The following is a 19146-nucleotide window of genomic DNA, read 5'->3' as shown; positions in this document are numbered from 1 at the left end:
CATCGCTTGCGTTTATTTCGTTCCTGATCAAGCTTCTGGAGGAGGGAAAGATCCCGTTCCGCCTGGTCGGCAAGCACAGGCGCGTCACATACGAGGACCTTCAGGAGTACAAACGTCGCGATGATGCCGAGCGCCGTACGGTTGCCGATCGGCTTGCCGCGCTGGGCCGGGAGTTGGGCATCTGAGCATGAGCTTTGTGGTGGTCCATGACGCGAACGTGCTCTACGGCAACACACTTCGCGACCTGCTCATCCGCCTGGCCATGACGGGGCGGTGCTCGACGCTCTGGAGAAAGCGGGTCTGGTCGAGTCGGTCGCCACCCTCCGCGCTGGATAGCAGGGTGCCCGGAGCTCGGGGTGACAGCAAGAACGATGTGCCGCTGAAGTGAGCGGACACCATCGGCAGTACATCTTCAAGAGCCCCGGCGGCCACCGCGACCCTACCGCCGTGTCCAACCGGCCGATCTTCGACTGGGTGACGGCGAGCGCCGGCCAGACCAGGTGACCTTCGTCGGGATCGTCCAGCACCTCGGCGTAGGAGGCCAGGACGTGGCGTTGGGCGTCCTCGTCGGCCATCCCGTCCTCGATGAGTTCGCGATAGTCGTCACGGACGTCGCAGGCGAGGTCGTCCGAGAACAGCGCGGGACCCCAGGCGCCCATCGGTCTGTCTCCGTTCCATTACGGGGAAGAGCCAACGTATCCCGTCCGCCGGCCCGTCCGACAGGTGACGGAAGGAGCGCCGGGGAGCAGGTGGCTCCGCGGCGCTCCTCTCGGACGTCCGGGTGGACGCGGGCTCAGAGGGAGGGGGATGCGCTCTCGGCCGTCTGCTTGAGGTGGGCGAGCCAGGCGGTGAGGGACCCCTCCAGGGCGGCCCGCATGGCGTCCCGGTCGGCGCGGATCGGCTCGCCGTCCCAGGACTCGGCGGTCCGGACGAGGGTCCGGCCGTCCTGCTCGGTGAAGACCCACTCGTGGACGCCCGTGATGCCGTGGGCGGGCCCGCCCCACAGGATGCGGCGGCCGGGGTCGAGGGCGTGGACGGTGGAGGGGATGTCCATGCCGAAGGTGCTCCAGTGGAACACCGATCCCTCGGCGAGCGGGCCGTCGGCGGAGGCGGCGGTGATGTCGGCCTGCCAGGAGGGCCAGGCGTTCACGTCGGTGTGCAGGTCCCAGACCCGGGACGGCGGCGCGTCGATGACGGTCTCGAGCCGGACGACGACGGGGGCGGCGGTGTCGATGGTGGTGATCACTTGTTGTCCTCGATCCAGTGGCCGTGGATGCCGGCGGGCACCCTGCGGGGAAGTTCGACGGTGGCGACGGTGGTGAGGTCGGTGGCGTCCGCGACGAGGAGCTGGGAGGCGTCCGCGTGGAGATCGCTGACGATGGTGAGCAGGTAGCCGTCGTCCTCGCCCGTCCCGCCCTCGGCGGGGACGAAGACGGCCTCGCCGGGCATGCGGCCGGGTCCGTGGCCGAGCAGTCGCTGCCGGCCGGTGACGGTGTCGAACTTGATGGTGGAGTAGCCGTCCAGGCCCGCGCCGGGGAAGGCGATGGCGTAGCTGTAGCGGTTGAAGGCGCCGGTGTGGGCATCGTTGATGGAGGGGAACTCGGTGGCCAGGTCGTTGAGCGACTCCTCGCTCGCCGTCCCGGTGGCCGGGTCGAGGATCCAGCGGTGGAAGGTGGATCCGGCGTCGAAGGTCACTCCGTGGCCGGGGGCGCCGACCCACCACTTCCAGGAGGTCTCCCAGGCGGAGCGGTCGAAGCGCGGGCCCTCCAGCACCACGCGGCCCTGGGTGTCGACGTAGGAGTTGGTGACGTGCAGGATGGCGCCCTGCTCGACCTCGAACCACGTTACCTCGGGGGGTCCGGTGCGAGGCATGACGCCGATGCGCAGCGGCACCTCGTCGTGCCACCTGTACGGGATGCCGGAGTGCTCGGAGTGGTCGAAGACGACCGGCGAGTTGATGAAGACCGCGTGTTCGCGGGTGATGGCGAAGTCGTGCATGAGCGAGGGCCCGGAGCCGTCGATCACGGTGGTGCGGACGACCCGCCCGGAGGCGTCGGCGACATGGTAGGTCAGGTAGGGCGGGAACGGGCTGTAGGAGAAGAAGTGCAGCTCGCCGGTGACCGGGTCCTCCTTGGGGTGGGCGGTCATCGAGCTGGTGAGGGTGCCGCCGAAGTCGTAGGGGCCGACGGTGTCGAGCTCGGCGGTCACCTCCCAGGGCAGGTTGGCCTCCTGGAGCGCCAGGTAGCGGCCGCCGTGGAAGATGATGTTGGTGGCCGCGGCGGAGACCTCCAGCTCGGTGCCGGTGAACGGCACGCCGTCCAGGTACGGGGTCTTCACCCAGCGGTTGCGGTACCACTCGGCCCGCCCGCCGGCCAGGCGCAGTCCGTGGATCATGCCCTCGCCGCGGAACCAGTGGGAGGGGGTGATGCCGGGCTTGGGGTTGTGGCCGTTGCGGAGGTAGCGGCCGTTGAGCTCGGGGGGCAGCGTGCCGTGCACGGTCAGCTCGTGGGCGGTGATCTCGTCGGTGACCGGCGTGAAGTGGCCGCTCAGGTAGGGCTTGGTCAGGTCTTTCACAGGAGTGTCGCCTTTGCGAGGAGAAGGAGGGTGATGACGGCACAGGCCAGGAAGGCCGAGCCGGACGAGGGGAGGAGGGTCAGGAAGGCCAGGCCGACGGCGCCGCCGATCTGGCGGGTGGCGTTCAGCAGCCCTCCGGCCAGGCCGCTGTCGGCGGCGGGCACGCCCGCCGAGGCGAGGGCGGTGAGCCGGACGAAGGCCACCCCGAGCCCGGCGCCGATCAGCAGCGAGGGGCCGAGCAGGTCGGCGAGGAACGTGCCGTCCGCCGGGGTACGGGCCAGCCAGGCCAGCCCGGCCGCGAGCAGGGCCAGACCCGCGGGGAGTACGGCACGGCCGGGCAGCCGGGGCGTCGCCCAGGACGCCAGAGTGATCATGAGGGCGAGCGGCAGCTGGGTGAGTCCCGCCTCCAGCGGGGTGTAGCCGAGCTCGCGCTGCTGGTAGAGGGGAAGGAAGTAGAACAGGCCCAGCCAGACCGCGCCGAGCAGGGCCATGAGCACGTTCGCCCGGGCCACGATCCGCATCCGCGAGGGCAGCAGCGGGTCGGGGGAGCGGCGCTGCAGCAGCACGAAGACGGCCAGCAGGGCAAGGCCCGCGACGACGAGGGGCCACTGCCCGGACAGTCCGTGGATCAGGGCGACCAGCCCGCCGGTGACGGTGACCGAGCCGGGCAGGTCCAGCCGGCCGCCTCGCGGCGGGGAGGGCCGGACCGTCCTCCAGGTGGCCGCCAGGACGGCCAGCGCGACGGGCACCATCACGGCGAAGACCGAGCGCCAGCCGTACAGATCCGTGAGCAGCCCGCCGAGCAGGACGCCCGCCGCCCCGCCCGCGCCGGAGACCGCGCCCCACACGCCGAGGGCGGTGCCCCGGGCGGTGCCGGAGTACACGGTCAGCACCAGCGCGAGCGCGGTGGGGGCCAGCAGCGCGGCGCCCAGGCCCTGAAAGGCCCTGGCGGCGATCAGCGTCACGGCGTCCGGCGCGATCGCGGCGGCCAGTGACGACAGCGCGAACAGGCCGGTGCCGATCAGGAAGACGCGGCGAAGACCGTACACGTCGCCCGACCGGCCGCCGAGGAGCAGGAGCGCGCCGAAGACCAGCACGTAGGCGTTGATCACCCAGGTCAGCCCGGCCGCCGACAGGCCGAGACCACCGCGGATCTCCGGGAGGGCCACGTTTACTATCGAGGTGCTCAGCACGACGAGGAACTGGGCCGTGGCCAGGACCCCCAACGGCTTCCAGCCGATCCTGGTGGCGTGTGCGCTGCTCATGGCACGACACTCGCAGCGGCGGCAGGACGCTCGCGTCGGTAGTTCTCACCTATATGACGCCTACGCGGCACGATCGGGGCACACATGAGCACGCTGGTCGGCCGAGAGGCCGAGATCGAACGCCTGGACGCCCTGGTCGCGGCGGCCGCGAAGGGCCGGGGCGGCGCGCTGACGCTGTCCGGGGAGCCCGGCATGGGCAAGAGCGCACTGCTGCACCGGGTCGCCGGGAGCGCCTCCGGGTTCCTGGTCGTCCAGGCCTCGGGAGCGGAGTACGAGACCGAACTGCCCTTCGCCACGCTGCACCAGCTCTGCGTGCCGCTGCTCGGGCAGCTGGGCGAGCTGCCACCGCCGCACCGCCGGGCCCTGGAGATCGCCTTCGGCCTGGACACCGGCATCGTCGACCCCTTCCTGGCCGGGGTGGCGACCCTGGGCCTGCTGGCCGAGACCGCCAGGGAACGCCCCCTGCTCTGCGTGATCGACGACGTGCAGTGGCTGGACGACGCGTCGGCCAGGGCGCTGGCCTTCGTGGCGCGCAGGATCGCCGACGAGTCCGTGGCCGTGGTGTTCGCCACCAGGGAGCCGGGATTCGGGACGATTCCCACCCTGGGCCTGGCCGGCCTGCGCGAGAGCGAGGCCAGGGCGCTGCTGGCCGAGGCCCTCCGGGCACCGCTGGACGAGCGGGTCCGCGACCGCATCCTGGCCGAGGCGCGCGGCAACCCCCTGGCCCTGCTGGAGCTGCCCAGGAGCGCGGGCCTGGCGGGGATGGCCGGCGGGTTCGACGTTCCCGCCCCCGGCGTGATCGAGCAGAGTTTCCGCGCGCGGCTGGCGCGGCTGCCGGCGCGCGCCAGGCTCCTGCTGACGGTCGCCGCCGCCGATCCGGTCGGCGACTCCGAGCTCCTGTGGCGGGCGGCCGGGCTGCTGGGCATCGAGCACGCGGCGGCCGAGGAGGCGGCGGAACTGGTGGAGTTCGGTGCCCGCATCCGCTTCAGCCACCCGCTCGCCCGGTCGGCCGCCTACACCGCGGCCCCCGCCGAGGAACGCAGGCGGGCCCACGCGGCGCTGGCCGAGGCGACCGACCCGGTGGCCGACCCCGACCGGCGGGCCTGGCACCACGCCCAGGCCGCCGTCGGACCCGACGAGGAGGTGGCCGCGGCGCTGGAACGGTCGGCGGCCCGCGCGCAGGCCAGAGGCGGGGTCGCGGCCACCGCCGCCTTCCTGGAGCGGGCCGCCGCGCTCACCCCCGGCTCCGGCCCGCGGATCGACCGGGTGCTCGCCGCCGCCGAGGCCAAGCTCTCGGTGGGCGCGTTCGACGCTGCGGCCGACCTGCTCACCACCGCGGAGACGGCCTCGCCCGGCCTCGCCCAGCTCGCCACGATCGACCTGCTGCGGGGCAGGCTCTCCTTCGTCCGCCACCGGGGCGGCGAGCGGCCGACCACCCACCTGCTGCGGGCCGCCGACCGGCTGTCGGAGACCGACCCGGCCCGGTCCGTGGAGTGCTACCTGAACGCGCTGGAGATGGGCGTCCTGATGGGCGACTTCTCCCCGGTGGTCCAGGCGGCCAGGACCGCGGGGAACCCGGTGCTGGAGGGCATGGTCACGCTGGTCACGCAGGGGTACGGTGCCGCGGCCGAGCTGCTGCGGCCCGCCCTCGCGGACGAGACCGTCTGGAGTCGTCACCCCTCGCTCGGCTTCATGCTGGCGAGCGAGCTGTGGAACTACGACGCCCTGCGCGGCATCGCCGAGCGTGCCACCGCGGCCGGCCGCGAGTCCGGCTCCCTCCACACGCTGCCCATCGGGCTGGCCATGCAGGCCGCCGCCGCGGTCGGGGCGGGCGAGTTCGGCGCGGCCATGGAGATGATCTCCGAGGAGGAGGCCATCGCCGAGGCCACGGGCGCGGCGCCGCTGGTCTACCCGCGCATCCACCTGGCCGCGATGCGCGGACGCCGGGCGGAGGCCTTCGAGCTGTTCGCCGCGGTGGATCCCCGGATGACCCTCAGCGTCCAGTGGGGCGCGTCCGTCCTGCACAACGGCCTGGGCAACTACCAGGCCGCGCTGGAGGCCGCGCGCAGCGCCGTCGCGCACGGCAACCTCGGCACGTCCGGGATGGCCCTGCCGGAACTGGTCGAGGCCGCCGTGCGCTGCGGCTCACCCGACGTCGCCACGGGTGCCCTGGCCGACCTGGGCGAACGCGCGGAGGCGGGCGGGCACGCCTGGGGACTGGGAGTCGCGGCCTACGCGCGGGCGCTGGTCACCGGGGACGAGGAGTCCTACCGCGAGGCCGTCGACCGCCTCGACGGCAGCCGCGTGGCGATCTACCGGGCCCGCGCGCACCTGCTGTACGGGGAGTGGCTGCGCCGGGAGGGCAGGCGGCGTGAGGCTCGCGAGCAATTGCGCGTCGCCCACGAGGCGCTGACCGGCATCGGGGCCGAGGCCTTCGCCGAGCGTGCCGCGGGCGAGCTGCGCGCCACCGGCGAGCACGCCCGCAGCCGGTCCTCCGACGCCCCCTCCGAGCAGCTCACCATGCAGGAGGTGCACATCGCGCGGCTGGTCGCCGACGGGGCCACCTCCAAGGAGGTCGCGGCCACGCTGTTCCTCAGTCCCAGGACCGTCGACGCCCACCTGCGCAACATCTTCCGCAAACTCGGGCTCACCTCGCGCAAGCAGTTGCGGGGGCTGCCCGACATCCGGGGATAGGTGGTTTTCACCGACGCGATCGTCATGGCTCAGACGAGAACGTATGAGTCATGACGATCGATGACATGACCACCCAGAAGTCCGCCGAATATCCCACCGGCAAGCCCGCCGGGAGCCTCACCGGGGAGCCCACCGGGAGCCTCACCGGGGAGCCCACCGGGAGCCTCACCGGGGAGCCCACCGGGAGCCTCACCGAGGTGTCCGCCGGGAACCTCACCGAGAAGCCCGCCGGGAACCTCACCGAGAAGCCCGGCAAGAAGTCCGCGAAGAAGAAGGCGAAGCGCCGCGTGGCCAAGGGCCTGGCCTGGCTCGCCCTGATCGGCACCGCCGTCCTGGTCCTGGCGGAGCCGTGGGTCCTGCTCCCCGCGGCCGTCCTTCTCGTCGCGATCGCGCTCTGGGACTGACGGCCACGATGTTCGAGCCACTCTTCCTGACCGACATGCTCCTGGCCTTGGCCGTCATGGTCGCCGCGGCGTTCCTGGGCCGGAGCACGGGGCGCTGGGTGCTGTACGGCACGGCCGTCCTGGTCGCCGCCCGCCTCGTCGTGGCCGCCCTCCTGATGACGGGCGGCCCGCAGCTGGCCGGTACCCGCCTCCTCCTCCAGCTCCCGCTCGCCGTCCTCCCGCTGACGGCCGCCTTCGTACGGCCCGGGGCCAGGCGTCCGGCGGCGGTCGGGGTGGCGCTGTCGGCCGTGTGGCTGTTCGTCCCGTACGCCCAGGCCGAGGCGCTGCTCACGCTGGCCGTCTCCGCGGTCGTGATGGGGGCGACCTGGGCGCTGGGCCACCGGCGCGGCCCCTGGGCCACGCTCGGCTTCGTGGCCGCCCCGGCCGTCGTGCTGTTCCTGGCCTTCCAGGGCAACGTGGCATCGAGCGGTCACCATGACGCGGCGACGGCGAGCGGCGGTCCCGCCGTGGCGCCGGAGGCGGGTGACGGGCCCCTGTTCGACGCGCTGACGTACGGCACGGCCGAGCCGGCCGAGCCGGTCGCCTACGACCGCGCCTACGACGTCGTGCTGGACGACGGGTTCGGCTTCGCGCAGGGCTCCTTCACCTATGTGAGCAGCTCGATCAACGGCAGGCTCTACTCCGCCGTGCCCACGCTGACGGTGGCCGAGGGCGAGCGCGTCAAGGTCCGCATCGTCAACCGCAGCCTCATCGACCACCCCATGCACCTGCACGGGCACCGGGTGAGGGTGCTGTCGCGCAACGGCGCCCCGGCCGCGGGCACCTGGCGGACCGACTCGCTCAACGTCGCTCCGGGGCAGATCTTCGAGGTCGACCTCACCGCGGACAACCCGGGCATCTGGATGGACCACTGCCACAACTTCAAGCACGGCGCGGAAGGCATGATCATGCATCTCGCCTACACCGGGGTCACCTCCCCGTTCCGGTCGGCGCACATCCCCGAGTGACCGCCACCACGAAGGAGCAGGAACGAGCGGCCCGGGGTGTGGCCCGGGCGTGCCGTCAGCGGTGCCCGAGGGCCGGTGACGGGATGGGCACGGCCGGTGCCGGCCGCGCGGCGGGCACCAGGAACGGCGCCAGCAGCCCGGGGAAGGCCTCCTCGGCCAGGGCCAGCCCCTGTCCGACCCCGACGTCCTTGACCCGGTGGGTGCCCGCGGACGTCGCCGCGGTGAGGGTCATCAGGCCCCGGCGGCGTTGCGCCGGGGAGGTGCCGACCGTCCAGCCGATGATCGCGTCCGTCCGCAGTGCCGTCGTCCTGCGGGCGGCCGCGCCGTGGCGGGTCAGCAGGTAGCCGCCGGACACGGCGTGACCGAGGCCGCGGTAGGCGTCGGCCGCCAGCGGCAGCGTGATGGACAGGCAGGCCGGGGCGAGCAGCCACGACCCGTCCGGGAACCGGCCCGTCCACATCCCGAGCCATGCCAGCGGTACGGCCGGCAACGCCACCGTCCAGACGGCGCGTGACAGCCGCAGGCGCAGCGCGGCCCGCGGGTGCCGGCGCAGCCGGGTCGTCAGCACGGGAGCGCCGAGCACCCGGGCGGCCACCCGTAGCGCCACCCGCCGGGGCGCGGGCGGCAGCAGCGCCGCGGAGGTCCGCTCCTCGCTGTCGTCGGGGTTCACCCCGGCCACCAGCGCGCTCAGGCGGGCGCCGCCTCCCCAGCGCAGCGGCAGCGGCTCGGCCAGCCGCACGCCGCGCACCCGGCCGTCCTGGAGCGACAGCGACCGCGTGGCGAGCAGGCCCCGCCGGATCCGGTAGGTGCCGCCGGCCTCGCGCGTCAGCCGGAAACGCCACCACACCTCCACGTGGAGCAGCAGCGCCCCCGCGAACCCGATGGCGAGTACGACCGCGAGGGCCGTGCCTGCCACGACCGGCCAGGAGAGCCGGGACGCCACCTTCCACGCCTCCCGCAGGAAGCCGACCTCGGCGGGCTCAAGGCCGAAGATCTCCAGTACGCGGAAGAGCGCGCCGAACGGCGCCAGGCCGATGAGCGGTGTCCAGCTGCTCAGCAGGGCGTAGCCGATCCAGGCGGGACGCCCCGTCACCGCGTCCGCGTCCTTCTCGCTTGCCTGGCCGAGCATCAGGCGCAACCGCTCGGCCCGGGCCAGGGAGACCGCGTCCAGGCGCAGGTCCGCGTCCTGCTCGCCGGCACCGATGCGTACCACGGTCACGCCGAACAGGCGGTGCGCCGGCCCCGCCGTCGCGTCGACGGTCCGTACCCGGCCGCGCGGGATCGAGCGGTCCCGGCGGAACACCAGCCCGGACCTGACCTCGACCCGCTCCTCGGTGATCCGGTAACGCGTGGTGGCGTGGCGCAGCACACCCAGGGCGGCGATCCCGGCGAGGACGAGCAGCAGGATGGCGAGCGGGACGACGGTCCGCGGCGTGGGGCCCAGGGTGACGACGGCCACCGTGGCGGGGATCGACGGACCGGCCGACCGGCTCAGGGCGACCGCGACCGTCCGCGCGTCGAGCCGCTCCCAGGCGTCCTCGCGGCGGTTCATGTCGCGTCCCCGGGAACGGCCTGCGCCCTGGCGGTGAGGTGCTCGACGAGGTCGACGGCCAGGTGCCGGTCCAGTCCCTGGATCCTGATCGACCCCGCGGCCGAGGCCGTGGTGACCTTCACCCCGGACAGGCCGAAGACCTGCTGCAACGGGCCGCGTACGGTGTCGACGGTCTGGATGCGTGACATCGGCGCCACCCGCCACTTCTGCCACAGCCAGCCGGAGGCGGCGTAGACCGCCTCGTCGGTGACCTCCCAGCGGTGGATCCGGTAGCGCCGGCGCGGCACGCACAGCGCATACCCCAGGCCGGGAGCCGCGACGAGCAGCAGCGCCGCCAGCAGCCACGGCCGGGCGGGTGCGATCAGCGCGGCCAGCAGGGCCAGCACCAGCACCGGTGGGAGCACCCAGGCCAGCGCCTGCGTCGTCCACCAGCGGATCGCCCTGGACTCGACGGGGTTGCGAGGGGGCCGCAGGCTCACCTCCATCAGCTCTCCTTGCGGGTGGCGCGGTCGAACAGGCCGGCCAGCTCGTGGGCGTAGACGTCGAAGTCGAGGTCGTCGTAGGCGGCCATCAGCAGGAGCACGCCGTCGACCGCCTGCTTGACGGTCACGGCCATCACCCGGGTGGAGAACTCGCCGAACTCGCCGGAGGCCTGGCCGAACCGCAGGATCTGCTCGACGTCGCCCATCTCGTTCTCGTTGTCGCGTACGCCGAGCCGCTGCCGGCCGTCCTGGGTGCGGAGGTTGGTCCAGATGTCCAGCAGGGCCAGCATGTGCCGCTGGTGGGTGCGGTAGAACTCCACGCTCGCCTCGATGTAGGCCCGCAGCATGTCCGCGGCCGTGGTCTGCGCCTCGATACGGGGACGGACGGCGGCGTCCCCGGTGGTCATCGCGTCATCGACGATCTGCTGGACCAACTCGTCCTTGCTGTCGAAGTGGTAGGAGATGACGCCCTTGCTGATCCCGGCGTGCTCGGCGATCCGGGCCAGCGACGCCTGCGCGTAGCCGACCTCGGCGATCACGTCGATCGCGGACCGGACGATCTGGGCGCGACGCGCCACCTCGATGAACGAGCGGTCCTGGTCGCTCGCCTTGTTTTTTGACCGCATGGCCAAAAAATAGCACAGGCGTCTTGCGCTTCCCAGATCTCCGGGGCGGGGCCGTCAGGGGGCCGGTGCCGGGCCGGGTCTCCGTGACGGGAGCGGCGGGGGTGCGGTGCCGGAAGGCCGGTCGCCGGCGGGCGTGGTCACCAGCCGTCCCAGTCCCGGCACCCCCACCAGGGACCGGTGAGGTGCCTGAGCCCGTACTCGTGGTCCTCGTCGGAGGGGCGCCCGCCGGGGGCCCACGCGAAGCACCTCGACGGTATGAGGAACATGTCGAAGACATCGAGCCGGGCGGCGGGGGAGGTGCCCCCGGTTCCGGCCGTGTAGTGCCCGCAGACGCTGTACAGCCCTGTCGCCCGGCAGCCGGGGTCGGTGTGCTCGCCGCCGTCGAGGATGGAGGTCGCGTACCGCTCCATGCTGGCCTGCGAGAGCGCGAAGCGCATCCGGAAGGCACCGTCCAGGTGGACGGTGCCCCACACGCCCAGCACGACGAGGGGAACGGGCAGCCAGCCAAGCAACCGCTTCACCGACAACGTCCGCCATCCGGTCGCCAGCGCGACGCACAGGCGGATAAGCCAGGAGAGGACGAGCGGCACCCAGACGAGGAGCCCGAAGACCAGCCCCTCGGTGTACGGGAAGGGCACGCTGGACCACCACAGGCTGACGAACGCCGCGATCGCCACCACGGTGAGGAAACGCCACCCCGGCGGGTTCCCGATCGTCATGGCGTCACCCTGGTGTCCCGGTCTTCGGGAGAGGAGTCGCGCGATGGTTCGCGCCCTCCGAAGCGACGGCCGCCGTCCCGTCATCCGGCAGGGGAAGGGCCGGGGGAGAAGGCCGGGCGTACCTTCGCGGGCGCGGTGCCGGTGAGAGCCGGACGGGGGCCGTCAACGGCCGGGGGAGTGGACCCAGCCGGTCCGGTACCGGCGTTTCACCAGTGACCAGGTCCGGTCGTCGCACGCACCGGCGCGCCGGCGGAAGTCGTCGTCCTCGACGGTGTACGGGGCGTCGAGATCGAGCCAGCTGTCCTTGTCCGCCCGCTCGTCCCAGTGGGCGGTGGGGATGCTGACGCAGTTTCTCCGGTGTGATTTGTCCTGACTCGTAATCTTGAGAACCTCCACGCCCCTGGCGTGCGTGCGGATCACCAGGCACGGCCTGACCTTCGCGCCCGAGCCGTCGGAGAACGGCACGCCGGCCCACCAGATGTCGCCGGGGTGCGGGCGTGACCGCCAGGCCGGGTCCGGTGGCGCGTCGTGGACCTGGGGGCCGGCGGGGCGGGGGGCGAGAAGCCGGCGAACGAAGCGGAAGAGGATGTACGCGGCCGCTATCGACAGGCCGAGGATCACGAGATTGCCGAGCAGTTCCCCGGCCGTTCCGAGGGCTTCAGTCATGGCTCATGACATGCTCGACATGCATTGAATTCCAATCTTAGGTGGATATTTCCACTTTAAGTATCAAGTGTAGAAGAACGCATTGGCAGTGCTCGGGAGAAGGTCACAGGCACGGCGGGCGTCACCCCGTGCGGCCGGTGACCCCGCGTCCCGGACGGTTCCTCCCCGCGCCGGAACGGACCCGCCGGACCTGCCGTACGGTCACCCGCTCTCGCGGCCGGGACGGCGCCGGGACAGCGTTCGAGACGGCATTGTGATCTTCGGTTGAAAGAATCATCCTTCCCTCCTGATCGCGAAGGAAACCGATGAAAAGCATCACCGCGGGCGTCGTCGCGGGTCTCGTGCTGCTCGCGCCGCTGCCCGCCCGTGCCGTCGCCGCCGCCGTCGCCGCCGATCCGGTCGCGGCACTGCGTGCCCAGGTCGTCCCCGGCAGGGGCGTCACCGTCTCCCTGGTCACCCGCACGTCGCCCGACGGCAGGCGGTTCGCCACCAGCCGGACCGACCGGATCGTCGGGTTCCGCAAGGGCGGCGTGGTGGAGACGGACGACACCACCACGTTCTACTCGTCGATGAGCTCCGAGGACCTGAAAGAGGACACGCTCTTCCCCTCGCTGCTCGTCAGGGTCAAGGGCGCGAGCTACGCCTCGGGCGGCGAGCTGATCGGCAGGGTGCCGCCGGACAAGAAGTGGGTCCGCAGCCGCGAGCCCCTGCCCGGCGCGGCGGACGGCACGGTCGATCTCTTCACCCCCGGTACGCTGCGGGCCCTGCTCGCCACCGCCTCCTCCCGGGGATCACGCTCGGCCAGGGGCACGATCCAGGCCTCCAGGATTCCCGGCCGGCCCTTCGACGGATGGACCGAGCCCGGGGAGAGGGTCGCCTGGGCGCTCTGGTTCGACGCCGAGGGCAGGGTCACCCGCCTGGCCACCGCGACCTCCCGGAACGCGGGTGACGGCCGTCTGCCGAGCATCGGTTCCGACCAGCGCTTCACCGGCTGGGGCTCCAGGGTGACCGTCCAGCCGCCGCCCGAGGACCTGGTCATCGAGGCCGGGGAGCTTCCCGAGCCCGCCTCCTCGCCGGAGCAGATCGAGATCCTCCCGTAGGGAGGCCGCCCCCGGGACCGTGACGGCGAAAAGCCGTGCCCGGGAGCGTACGGCGAAAGGCCGCCCCTGGGAGCGTACGGCGAAAAGGTCGCGTGAACCCGGGCGTGCGGGGCGGGGGGCGGCCCGTACCGCCTCCCACCTCCCGCCTGTCCCGTTCCGGTTCCCGGAGATGTCGGTCACCCGCGCGACCCCCGTGATCCGTACCCTGGACGGGACCACCGCGGTCCGGTGGGAACCGGAGACGGTCACGCGCGTCGCGCGACCCACCGAGGGGAAGAGGGGACTTTCGTGGCGGAGGACCTGTCCGGGGTGACCGGCCTGCTGTACGAGATGGGACTGCTCAAGCGCTACAAGCGCACCGGCTGGCTGGTCGCGGGGGTGCGTGACCCCGAGAGCATCGCCGACCACTCCTTCCGTACGGCGATCATCGCGAGTGTGATCACGGCGCTGGAGGGCGGCGACCCCGAGCGTGCGGCGTTCATGAGCCTGTTCCACGACACGCAGGAGAGCCGCGTCAGCGACGTCCACCACCTCGGCAGGCTCTACCTGAAGGCGACGCCGAACGAGGAGGTCACCGCCGACCAGGTGCGCGACGTTCCGCCGGTGGTGGCGGAGATGGTGCGCGGCGCGGTCGGGGAGTACGAGGAGAAGACCAGCCTCGAAGCGATCTGCGCGCGCGACGCCGACAAGCTGGAGTGCCTGATCCAGGCCATCGAGTACCGCGAGCAGGGACACCAGAACATCCAGCCGTGGATCGACAGCTCGCTCGCCGCGCTGAGGACGGGCACGGCGAAGCGCCTCGCGGACGAGGCGCTCGCCACGAACTCGGTGGACTGGGTGAAGCGCGTCCTGAACGGGAACTGACACCCCGGCCGGGGCGCCCTCAGCCGACGAGGCGTTTGCGCCAGTCGAGGGGGACGACGGTGATGGCCTGCCCGGGATCGCCGTTCCACCTCACCGGGAGGCCGACCCCCTCGAGGGCGGCGACGACCTCCCGCCCGACGGACGCCGTCGTGTCCGGGGAACCGTCGAACCCGCCGTACAGGAGCGTCAGCCCGTGCCCGGCCGCGGCCGCGTCCGTGCACTGGCTGTGGAAGTAGGCGTAGCCGCGGGCGTCCGGTGAGCTCACCCCGCCGATCTCCGCCTGGCCGCAGTTGCGGCAGCAGGCGAAGTTCTCCCGTGCCGTGATGCCCGCTGCCTCCAGGGCCTCGAAGGCCCGGCCGATCCGCTCCGGGTCCGTCTCCCCCTCCCAGGAGGCCTGCTCCCCGACGCGTTCCAGCCACAGCCGGTCCACCAGGTCGCGTGCCTGCGCCGGAGAGACCGGCCGGCGGTCCTCCGACGCGAGATACTCCTCGGCGAGTTCGGCCAGCTGCACCCGGGTGTCGTAACCGGCCGCGATCGCCTCACGGACGCGGGCCTCCAGTTCCTCGCGCTCGTCCTCGTCGCATTCGAGCGGGGGCGGAGGCTCGGGAACGTCCAGGTTCACCCGGGTCCAGTCGTGTCCGGAGTCCCATCCGTCCTCCCGGGCCGCCCAGCGGGTCATGGCCGTGACCACCGGTTCGGGGCCGTCGACCAGGGCCTGGAAGTGCCGGTCGGGTGTCCCCTCGCGGTGCTCCAGCGTGTAGTCGTCCTCGTCCTCGTGCCACACCTGGACGAAGACGCCGGGAAGGTCGGGAATCCGCTGGACGACCAGGAACCTGTCGTCCCGGCCCCCGATCCTGCCGACCAGTCCGGCGAGTTCCCCGGCATCCGGGCGAACGTGACGGTGACCGCCCTCCGTCAGTACGGTGATCGCGAGCATGGGGTCACTCTGGCACAGGGAGACGACAGTCGTTCGCCCGTACGACGGGGCGGAGGTCCGGCGCCCCTCGGCGGGAGGCGTCCCGGTGGGCGGCTACGACTCGCGCCGGTCGTTCTTCGCCATCTGGGCGGCGCGGTGTTCCGCGTGCATCTCCCAGGGAGCCTGCGGCAGGACGTGCCCGGTCTCCAGGAGGGACTTGAGGTTGGCCATCACGGCGGGCCATCCGAGGGAGATCGACTCGTGGTCCTCCCGGGTGGCCAGGTTCTCGTGGGTGACGGTGAGGCGGACGATCTCACCGTGGGGTTCGATCTCGAACGTGACCTGGGACGGCTCCCCGAAGGTCAGCACCAGCCGCTCGGGCGGCACGGTCTCCAGGACCGTGCCGACGACGTCGGCGACCCCGGACCCGTCGGTGCGACGGTGCTCCCAGGTGGAGCCGGCCCGCCAGTCCGAGACGTTGCTGTGGCCCCAGTAGTCGGCGGTGAGATCGGCGTCGGTCAGGGCGTGCCAGACCTTCTCCGGGGTGCTCTGGATGTAGGTGACGTACACGTACGTGGGGATGTCGCTCATGTCCTGCTCCTCTGCTCGTCGTCTCAGGGCGCTCAGCGCACGGAGACGCGGACGCTCGAACTTGTCGATCCACCGTTCCTGGATCTCGTGGAGGGGGACGGGGTTGAGGTAGTGCAGCTTCTCCCGGCCCCGCCGGACGGTGCTGATCAGGTTGGCGGCCTCCAGGACGGCCACGTGCTGGGTCACCGACTGGCGCGCCATGTCGAGGTGCTCGCACAACTCGCCCAGCGTCTGCCCGTTGTGCTCGTGAAGTCTGTCCAGGAGATATCGCCGGGTCGGGTCGGCCAGCGCCTTGAAGACCTTGTCGGTGTCCACAGCCACACGCACCATTATGCAGGTATTTACCTGCATAACGTCAAGCCGCCCACGCCCGGCGGGCGGGTGTGGGCGGCTTGACGTGGAGTCCCGGGGCGTCCGGCGTGGGAGACGGTCCCGGGAGCGGGCGGGGCCGTCTCGCGGGCCGGTCGCGAGGGGCGGGTTCAGGGAGACGGTTCAGGAGGACGGGGGCAGGGGGCGGGGGGGGCGGGGGGACGGGGACGGGGTCAGCCGCGGACGGCGCAGAGGAGCCGGTCGTCGCCGCGCTGCCACAGGGTGCCGATCTCGGTGAAACCGGCGTCGCGCAGGGCGGTGACGTGCGAGGAGAGCAGGGGGGACTCCGAGCCGTGATGATCGGCCCCCGCGGTGGTGCGGGCGGAGGCGAGCTCGGCGAGGGCGGGGTCGGCGGCGACCGCGTCCCACCACTGGTGCCAGTTCTCGGGACGCCCGCCGGCGAACGCGCGCTCGGTCGCGCGTTCGTGCACGGCGCGTTCGAGGCGGGCGAGAACCGGGGTGGTGTCGTCGGTCTCCGTGTGGTCGCCGTTGAGCAGCAGCCCGCCCGGACGCAGCACGGTCGCCAGCTCGGCGTACATCTTCGGAAGGTCCGAGTCGGAGATCCAGTGCAGCGCGGTGGTGCTCACCGCGGCGTCGGCGGGCCGGTCCAGGCCCAGGGAGCCGGCCCATCCGGGGACGCGCAGATCCAGGGAGACGAACCTGAGACGCGGGTAGGCGGCCCGGCCGAGGCCGAGCAGCAGCGGGTCCGCGTCGACCGAGACCACCGTCGCCTCGGGCAGCCGCTCCACCAGGCGTGCCGACAGCGACCCCGGCCCGCACCCCAGGTCGATGACCAGCGGGTCGGAGCGGCCGATCGCCTCGACGGCGTCGATCAACGCGGTGAAGCGCTCCTCGCGGTCGGACATGTATCCCTCCTGCTGGCGGTCCCAGCGTGCGATCCACTCGCGTGCGGCATCGTGGGTGAGCACAATCGCCTCCTTGTAACTGTCATATAGGCTCTTGATAGTCACAAGCTAAACCGCGGATGGGTAACTGGTCAAGTGGATTTCAACAGTCACACCGATGCGATCGTCCGGATGGCGGTGGGTCTGGTCAACGAGCTGACCCCCGGGGAGAAGCGAGGTCGTGCCTTCCCGGCGCCGCGCGATCTCGCCGCCGCCGCCACCGAGGGGCTGCGGACCGGCTATCCGGGGCAGCGGGAGGTCACCGACGAGGAGGCCGGTGAGCTCGCCGGTACGGCGGCACGGCTGCGCCTGGTCTTCGAGGCCGTGACCGCGGGGGACATCGACACGGCGGCCCTGCGGGTCAACGCCCTCCTCGACGAGACCCGCGCCCGGCCGCTGCTGGAGCGGCACGACGGGAAGCCGTGGCACCTGCACTTCCACGGCCGCGGCGTCACCGTCGCCGGCGACCTGGCCGCGAGCTGCGCCACCGGGCTCGCGATCGTGCTGGGCGGCGAGTTCCACGACCGTCTCGGCGTGTGCACGGCACCGCAGTGCGATCGGGTGTACGTGGACGTGTCGCGCAACGGCACCCGCCGGTTCTGCGGCACCGCCTGCCAGAACCGCGTCAAGACCGCGGCCTTCCGCGCCAGGGGGAAGACCGGGTGAGGAGGGGGCCGGGCGGGCCGACATCCGAGGGGGGATACCCGGGCAGGCCGTGCCCGGGTAGGCCGCGCTCGGGTGGGACGGGCTCCTGAGGACGTGAACCGCGTCCGGACGTTCCCCGGGAGGTTCAGGTGTTTCTCAGCAGGGAGCGCACCAGTGCGGTGATCTCCGCGGGCGCGGTCGCCGGCGTCCCGGCGTCGAACGGTGGCCGTGGCGCGTACTCCAGCCCGAGCTGGATCGCCATGGCCGTCTCCTCGTCCGCCAGCAGGGACGCGAGGTGGAGCGCCATGTCGATGCCGGCCAGCACCCCGCCCGCGGTGATGATCTTGCCGTCCGTGACGAAGCGTTCGTCGACCGGGTGTGCCCCGAATCCCGCGAGCAGGTCGCGGGCCACCCAGTGGGTGGTGGCCCTGACCCCCTCCAGCAGGCCCGCCGCGCCGAGGGCGAGCGAGCCCACGCACACCGACGTGGTCCACGTGGTGGTCGCGTGGGCCGTCCTGACGTACCGGATCAGCTCCCGGTCCGTCGTGCTCCGCGCCACGTCCGTGGTGCCCGGCACCACCAGGACGTCGGGGGCGGGGAGGTCGGCGAAGGAGGCGGTGGCCGTCAGGGTGACCCCGTGGTCGGCGACGACGCCCGGCCGCTCGGCCACGAAGGTGACCGTGGCGCCGGGAACGTTGCGGAGCACGAAGTAGGGCCCCAGGGCGTCCGCGGCGTCATAGCCCGCGTACAGGGGGATGGCGATCTGCATGTGGGTTCTCCCTGGAGTGGAAACGGCGCCGGTACTCTCCCGGCGAGATCGTGAGGTGGCGCCGGAAGACGCGATAGAGGGTCTCCGGGGTGCCGAGACCGACCCGGGCGGCGACGCGGTCCAGCGGCTCGTCGGTGCTCTCCAGCAGCCGCTTGGCCGCCGCGGTCCGCGCGCGCTCGACGTACCGCGCGGGTGTCATGCCGACCTCGGCCCTGAAGACGCGGGAGAAGTGGCGGACGCTCGTGTTCACGTGTTCCGCGAGGACCCGTACCGACAGGTCGGCCCTCAGGTTCTCCTCGATCCACCCCTGCAGGTCGCGCAGCGGCTCGCGCCTCGGCGTCCGCGCGCTCAGCGGCGTGCTGAACTGGCTCTGCCCGCCCGGCCGCTGCAGGTACACGACCAGCCAGCGGGAGATCTCCCTGGCCAGGTCGTGCCCGTGGTCGTGGGCGACCAGGGCGAGGGCGAGGTCGATCCCCGAGGTGACCCCCGCCGACGTCCACACGTCGCCGTCGCGTACGTGGATGCGGTCGGCGTCCACCCGCACGTTCGGATGGTCGCGGGCGAGCATGTCCCCCACGGCCCAGTGGGTGGTCGCCCGCCGTCCCTCCAGCAGACCGGCCTCGGCCAGCAGCAACGCGCCCGAGCAGATCGCCCCGACGCGCTCGGACTCCCCGGCGAGCCTGCGGATCTCCGGGATCAGCGCGGCCGTGCCGTCCATGACCGCGCCGGTCGGAAGGCCGCCGGCCACCAGCAGCGTGCCGATCGGCCCGCGGACGTCCGGCAGCGCCGTGCCGGCGGAGACGACGACGCCGGACAGGGAGCGTACGGCTCCCGCCTGGATCGCCGTGGTCTCCACCCGGTAGGCGGCGGCCGGGTCCAGCAGGCCGGCCGCGGAGAACACGTCGGCGGGACCCGCGAGGTCGAGCAGCTGGAAGCCGTCGAAGAGGACGATGACGACGCGGTGGGACATGCCGCCATCCTTGGCTCCCGCCCGTCAT

20 protein-coding genes are annotated in these 19146 nt (G+C 72.5%); 7 read left to right on the top strand and 13 right to left on the bottom strand.

Annotated elements, in window-relative coordinates:
• The first annotated feature begins 187 nt into the window (after positions 1-187).
• Positions 188-388 (top strand): hypothetical protein, encoded by a 201-nt coding sequence (locus ACLQ2R_RS01285; RefSeq protein WP_425957399.1) that lies wholly within the window; start codon positions 188-190, stop codon positions 386-388.
• Between the two features lie 405 nt (positions 389-793).
• On the opposite strand, the gene ACLQ2R_RS01280 is transcribed toward ACLQ2R_RS01285, so the two are convergent.
• The 3 genes from ACLQ2R_RS01280 to ACLQ2R_RS01270 are packed head-to-tail and all read right to left on the bottom strand — an operon-like array spanning position 794 to position 3839.
• Entirely contained in the window at positions 794-1246 is a 453-nt protein-coding gene (locus ACLQ2R_RS01280) for an SRPBCC family protein (RefSeq protein WP_425957398.1), read from the bottom strand.
• The gene (locus ACLQ2R_RS01275; protein ID WP_425957397.1) at positions 1243-2574 is read right to left on the bottom strand and encodes a carotenoid oxygenase family protein; all 1332 of its coding nucleotides are present in this window, start codon (positions 2572-2574) and stop codon (positions 1243-1245) included. The genes ACLQ2R_RS01280 and ACLQ2R_RS01275 overlap by 4 nt, the downstream gene beginning before the upstream one ends.
• Positions 2571-3839, bottom strand: coding sequence for an MFS transporter (locus ACLQ2R_RS01270; RefSeq protein WP_425957396.1), 1269 nt, complete (start codon positions 3837-3839; stop codon positions 2571-2573). Before ACLQ2R_RS01270 ends, ACLQ2R_RS01275 begins: the two co-directional genes overlap by 4 nt.
• An 84-nt stretch (positions 3840-3923) precedes the next feature.
• On the opposite strand from ACLQ2R_RS01270, the gene ACLQ2R_RS01265 reads away from it, so the two are divergent.
• From ACLQ2R_RS01265 to ACLQ2R_RS01255, 3 genes are read left to right on the top strand one after another with little or no spacing between them, the layout of a single operon-like run.
• Positions 3924-6533, top strand: a complete 2610-nt coding sequence (locus tag ACLQ2R_RS01265) for an ATP-binding protein (protein ID WP_425957395.1) — start codon at positions 3924-3926, stop codon at positions 6531-6533.
• A gap of 50 nt (positions 6534-6583) precedes the next feature.
• Entirely contained in the window at positions 6584-6937 is a 354-nt protein-coding gene (locus ACLQ2R_RS01260; protein WP_425957394.1) for a hypothetical protein, read from the top strand.
• An 8-nt stretch (positions 6938-6945) separates the two neighbouring features.
• Entirely contained in the window at positions 6946-7944 is a 999-nt protein-coding gene (locus ACLQ2R_RS01255; RefSeq protein WP_425957393.1) for a multicopper oxidase domain-containing protein, read from the top strand.
• A 55-nt stretch (positions 7945-7999) separates the two neighbouring features.
• Here ACLQ2R_RS01255 and ACLQ2R_RS01250 read toward each other — a convergent pair whose 3' ends face one another.
• From ACLQ2R_RS01250 to ACLQ2R_RS01230, 5 genes are all read right to left on the bottom strand, one after another.
• Positions 8000-9496 carry a PH domain-containing protein gene (locus tag ACLQ2R_RS01250; protein ID WP_425957392.1) on the bottom strand — a complete coding sequence of 499 codons (1497 nt, stop codon included), beginning with the start codon at positions 9494-9496 and terminating at the stop codon, positions 8000-8002.
• Positions 9493-9981 carry a PH domain-containing protein gene (locus tag ACLQ2R_RS01245; protein ID WP_425957391.1) on the bottom strand — a complete coding sequence of 163 codons (489 nt, stop codon included), beginning with the start codon at positions 9979-9981 and terminating at the stop codon, positions 9493-9495. Before ACLQ2R_RS01245 ends, ACLQ2R_RS01250 begins: the two co-directional genes overlap by 4 nt.
• Complete coding sequence (locus ACLQ2R_RS01240) at positions 9981-10604, bottom strand: TetR/AcrR family transcriptional regulator (RefSeq protein ID WP_425957390.1); 624 nt, start codon at positions 10602-10604, stop codon at positions 9981-9983. Before ACLQ2R_RS01240 ends, ACLQ2R_RS01245 begins: the two co-directional genes overlap by 1 nt.
• 137 nt (positions 10605-10741) lie before the next feature.
• Complete coding sequence (locus ACLQ2R_RS01235; RefSeq protein ID WP_425957389.1) at positions 10742-11323, bottom strand: hypothetical protein; 582 nt, start codon at positions 11321-11323, stop codon at positions 10742-10744.
• A gap of 162 nt (positions 11324-11485) precedes the next feature.
• Entirely contained in the window at positions 11486-11989 is a 504-nt protein-coding gene (locus ACLQ2R_RS01230; protein WP_425957388.1) for a type II toxin-antitoxin system PemK/MazF family toxin, read from the bottom strand.
• Positions 11990-12294: 305 nt separating this feature from the next.
• Here ACLQ2R_RS01230 and ACLQ2R_RS01225 point away from each other — a divergent pair, with 305 nt between their 5' ends.
• Entirely contained in the window at positions 12295-13089 is a 795-nt protein-coding gene (locus ACLQ2R_RS01225) for a hypothetical protein (protein ID WP_425957387.1), read from the top strand.
• 288 nt (positions 13090-13377) lie between these two features.
• Positions 13378-13953 carry an HD domain-containing protein gene (locus ACLQ2R_RS01220; RefSeq protein WP_425957386.1) on the top strand — a complete coding sequence of 192 codons (576 nt, stop codon included), beginning with the start codon at positions 13378-13380 and terminating at the stop codon, positions 13951-13953.
• Between the two features lie 19 nt (positions 13954-13972).
• Here ACLQ2R_RS01220 and ACLQ2R_RS01215 read toward each other — a convergent pair whose 3' ends face one another.
• The 3 genes from ACLQ2R_RS01215 to ACLQ2R_RS01205 all read right to left on the bottom strand — a co-directional run bounded on the left by ACLQ2R_RS01215 (position 13973) and on the right by ACLQ2R_RS01205 (position 16758).
• Positions 13973-14890, bottom strand: a complete 918-nt coding sequence (locus tag ACLQ2R_RS01215) for a DUF6891 domain-containing protein (protein ID WP_425957385.1) — start codon at positions 14888-14890, stop codon at positions 13973-13975.
• A gap of 93 nt (positions 14891-14983) precedes the next feature.
• Positions 14984-15781, bottom strand: coding sequence for an ArsR/SmtB family transcription factor (locus ACLQ2R_RS01210; protein WP_425957384.1), 798 nt, complete (start codon positions 15779-15781; stop codon positions 14984-14986).
• Between the two features lie 221 nt (positions 15782-16002).
• Positions 16003-16758, bottom strand: a complete 756-nt coding sequence (locus ACLQ2R_RS01205; protein ID WP_425957383.1) for a class I SAM-dependent methyltransferase — start codon at positions 16756-16758, stop codon at positions 16003-16005.
• A 108-nt stretch (positions 16759-16866) separates the two neighbouring features.
• Between ACLQ2R_RS01205 and ACLQ2R_RS01200 the strand changes: the two genes are divergently transcribed.
• Positions 16867-17400, top strand: coding sequence for a CGNR zinc finger domain-containing protein (locus tag ACLQ2R_RS01200; RefSeq protein ID WP_425957382.1), 534 nt, complete (start codon positions 16867-16869; stop codon positions 17398-17400).
• Positions 17401-17524: 124 nt separating this feature from the next.
• On the opposite strand, the gene ACLQ2R_RS01195 is transcribed toward ACLQ2R_RS01200, so the two are convergent.
• On the bottom strand, positions 17525-18148 hold the full coding sequence (locus ACLQ2R_RS01195; RefSeq protein ID WP_425957381.1) for a DJ-1/PfpI family protein: 624 nt from the start codon (positions 18146-18148) through the stop codon (positions 17525-17527).
• On the bottom strand, positions 18114-19118 hold the full coding sequence (locus tag ACLQ2R_RS01190) for a GlxA family transcriptional regulator (RefSeq protein ID WP_425957380.1): 1005 nt from the start codon (positions 19116-19118) through the stop codon (positions 18114-18116). The genes ACLQ2R_RS01195 and ACLQ2R_RS01190 overlap by 35 nt, the downstream gene beginning before the upstream one ends.
• Positions 19119-19146 lie beyond the last annotated feature (28 nt).

The sequence above is a fragment of the Streptosporangium sp. DT93 genome (assembly GCF_049844535.1).
Classification (GTDB): Bacteria; Actinomycetota; Actinomycetes; order Streptosporangiales; family Streptosporangiaceae; genus Streptosporangium.
The sequence above is the reverse complement of the archived record's forward strand: the minus strand, read 5'-3'. Positions and strand labels throughout refer to the sequence as shown.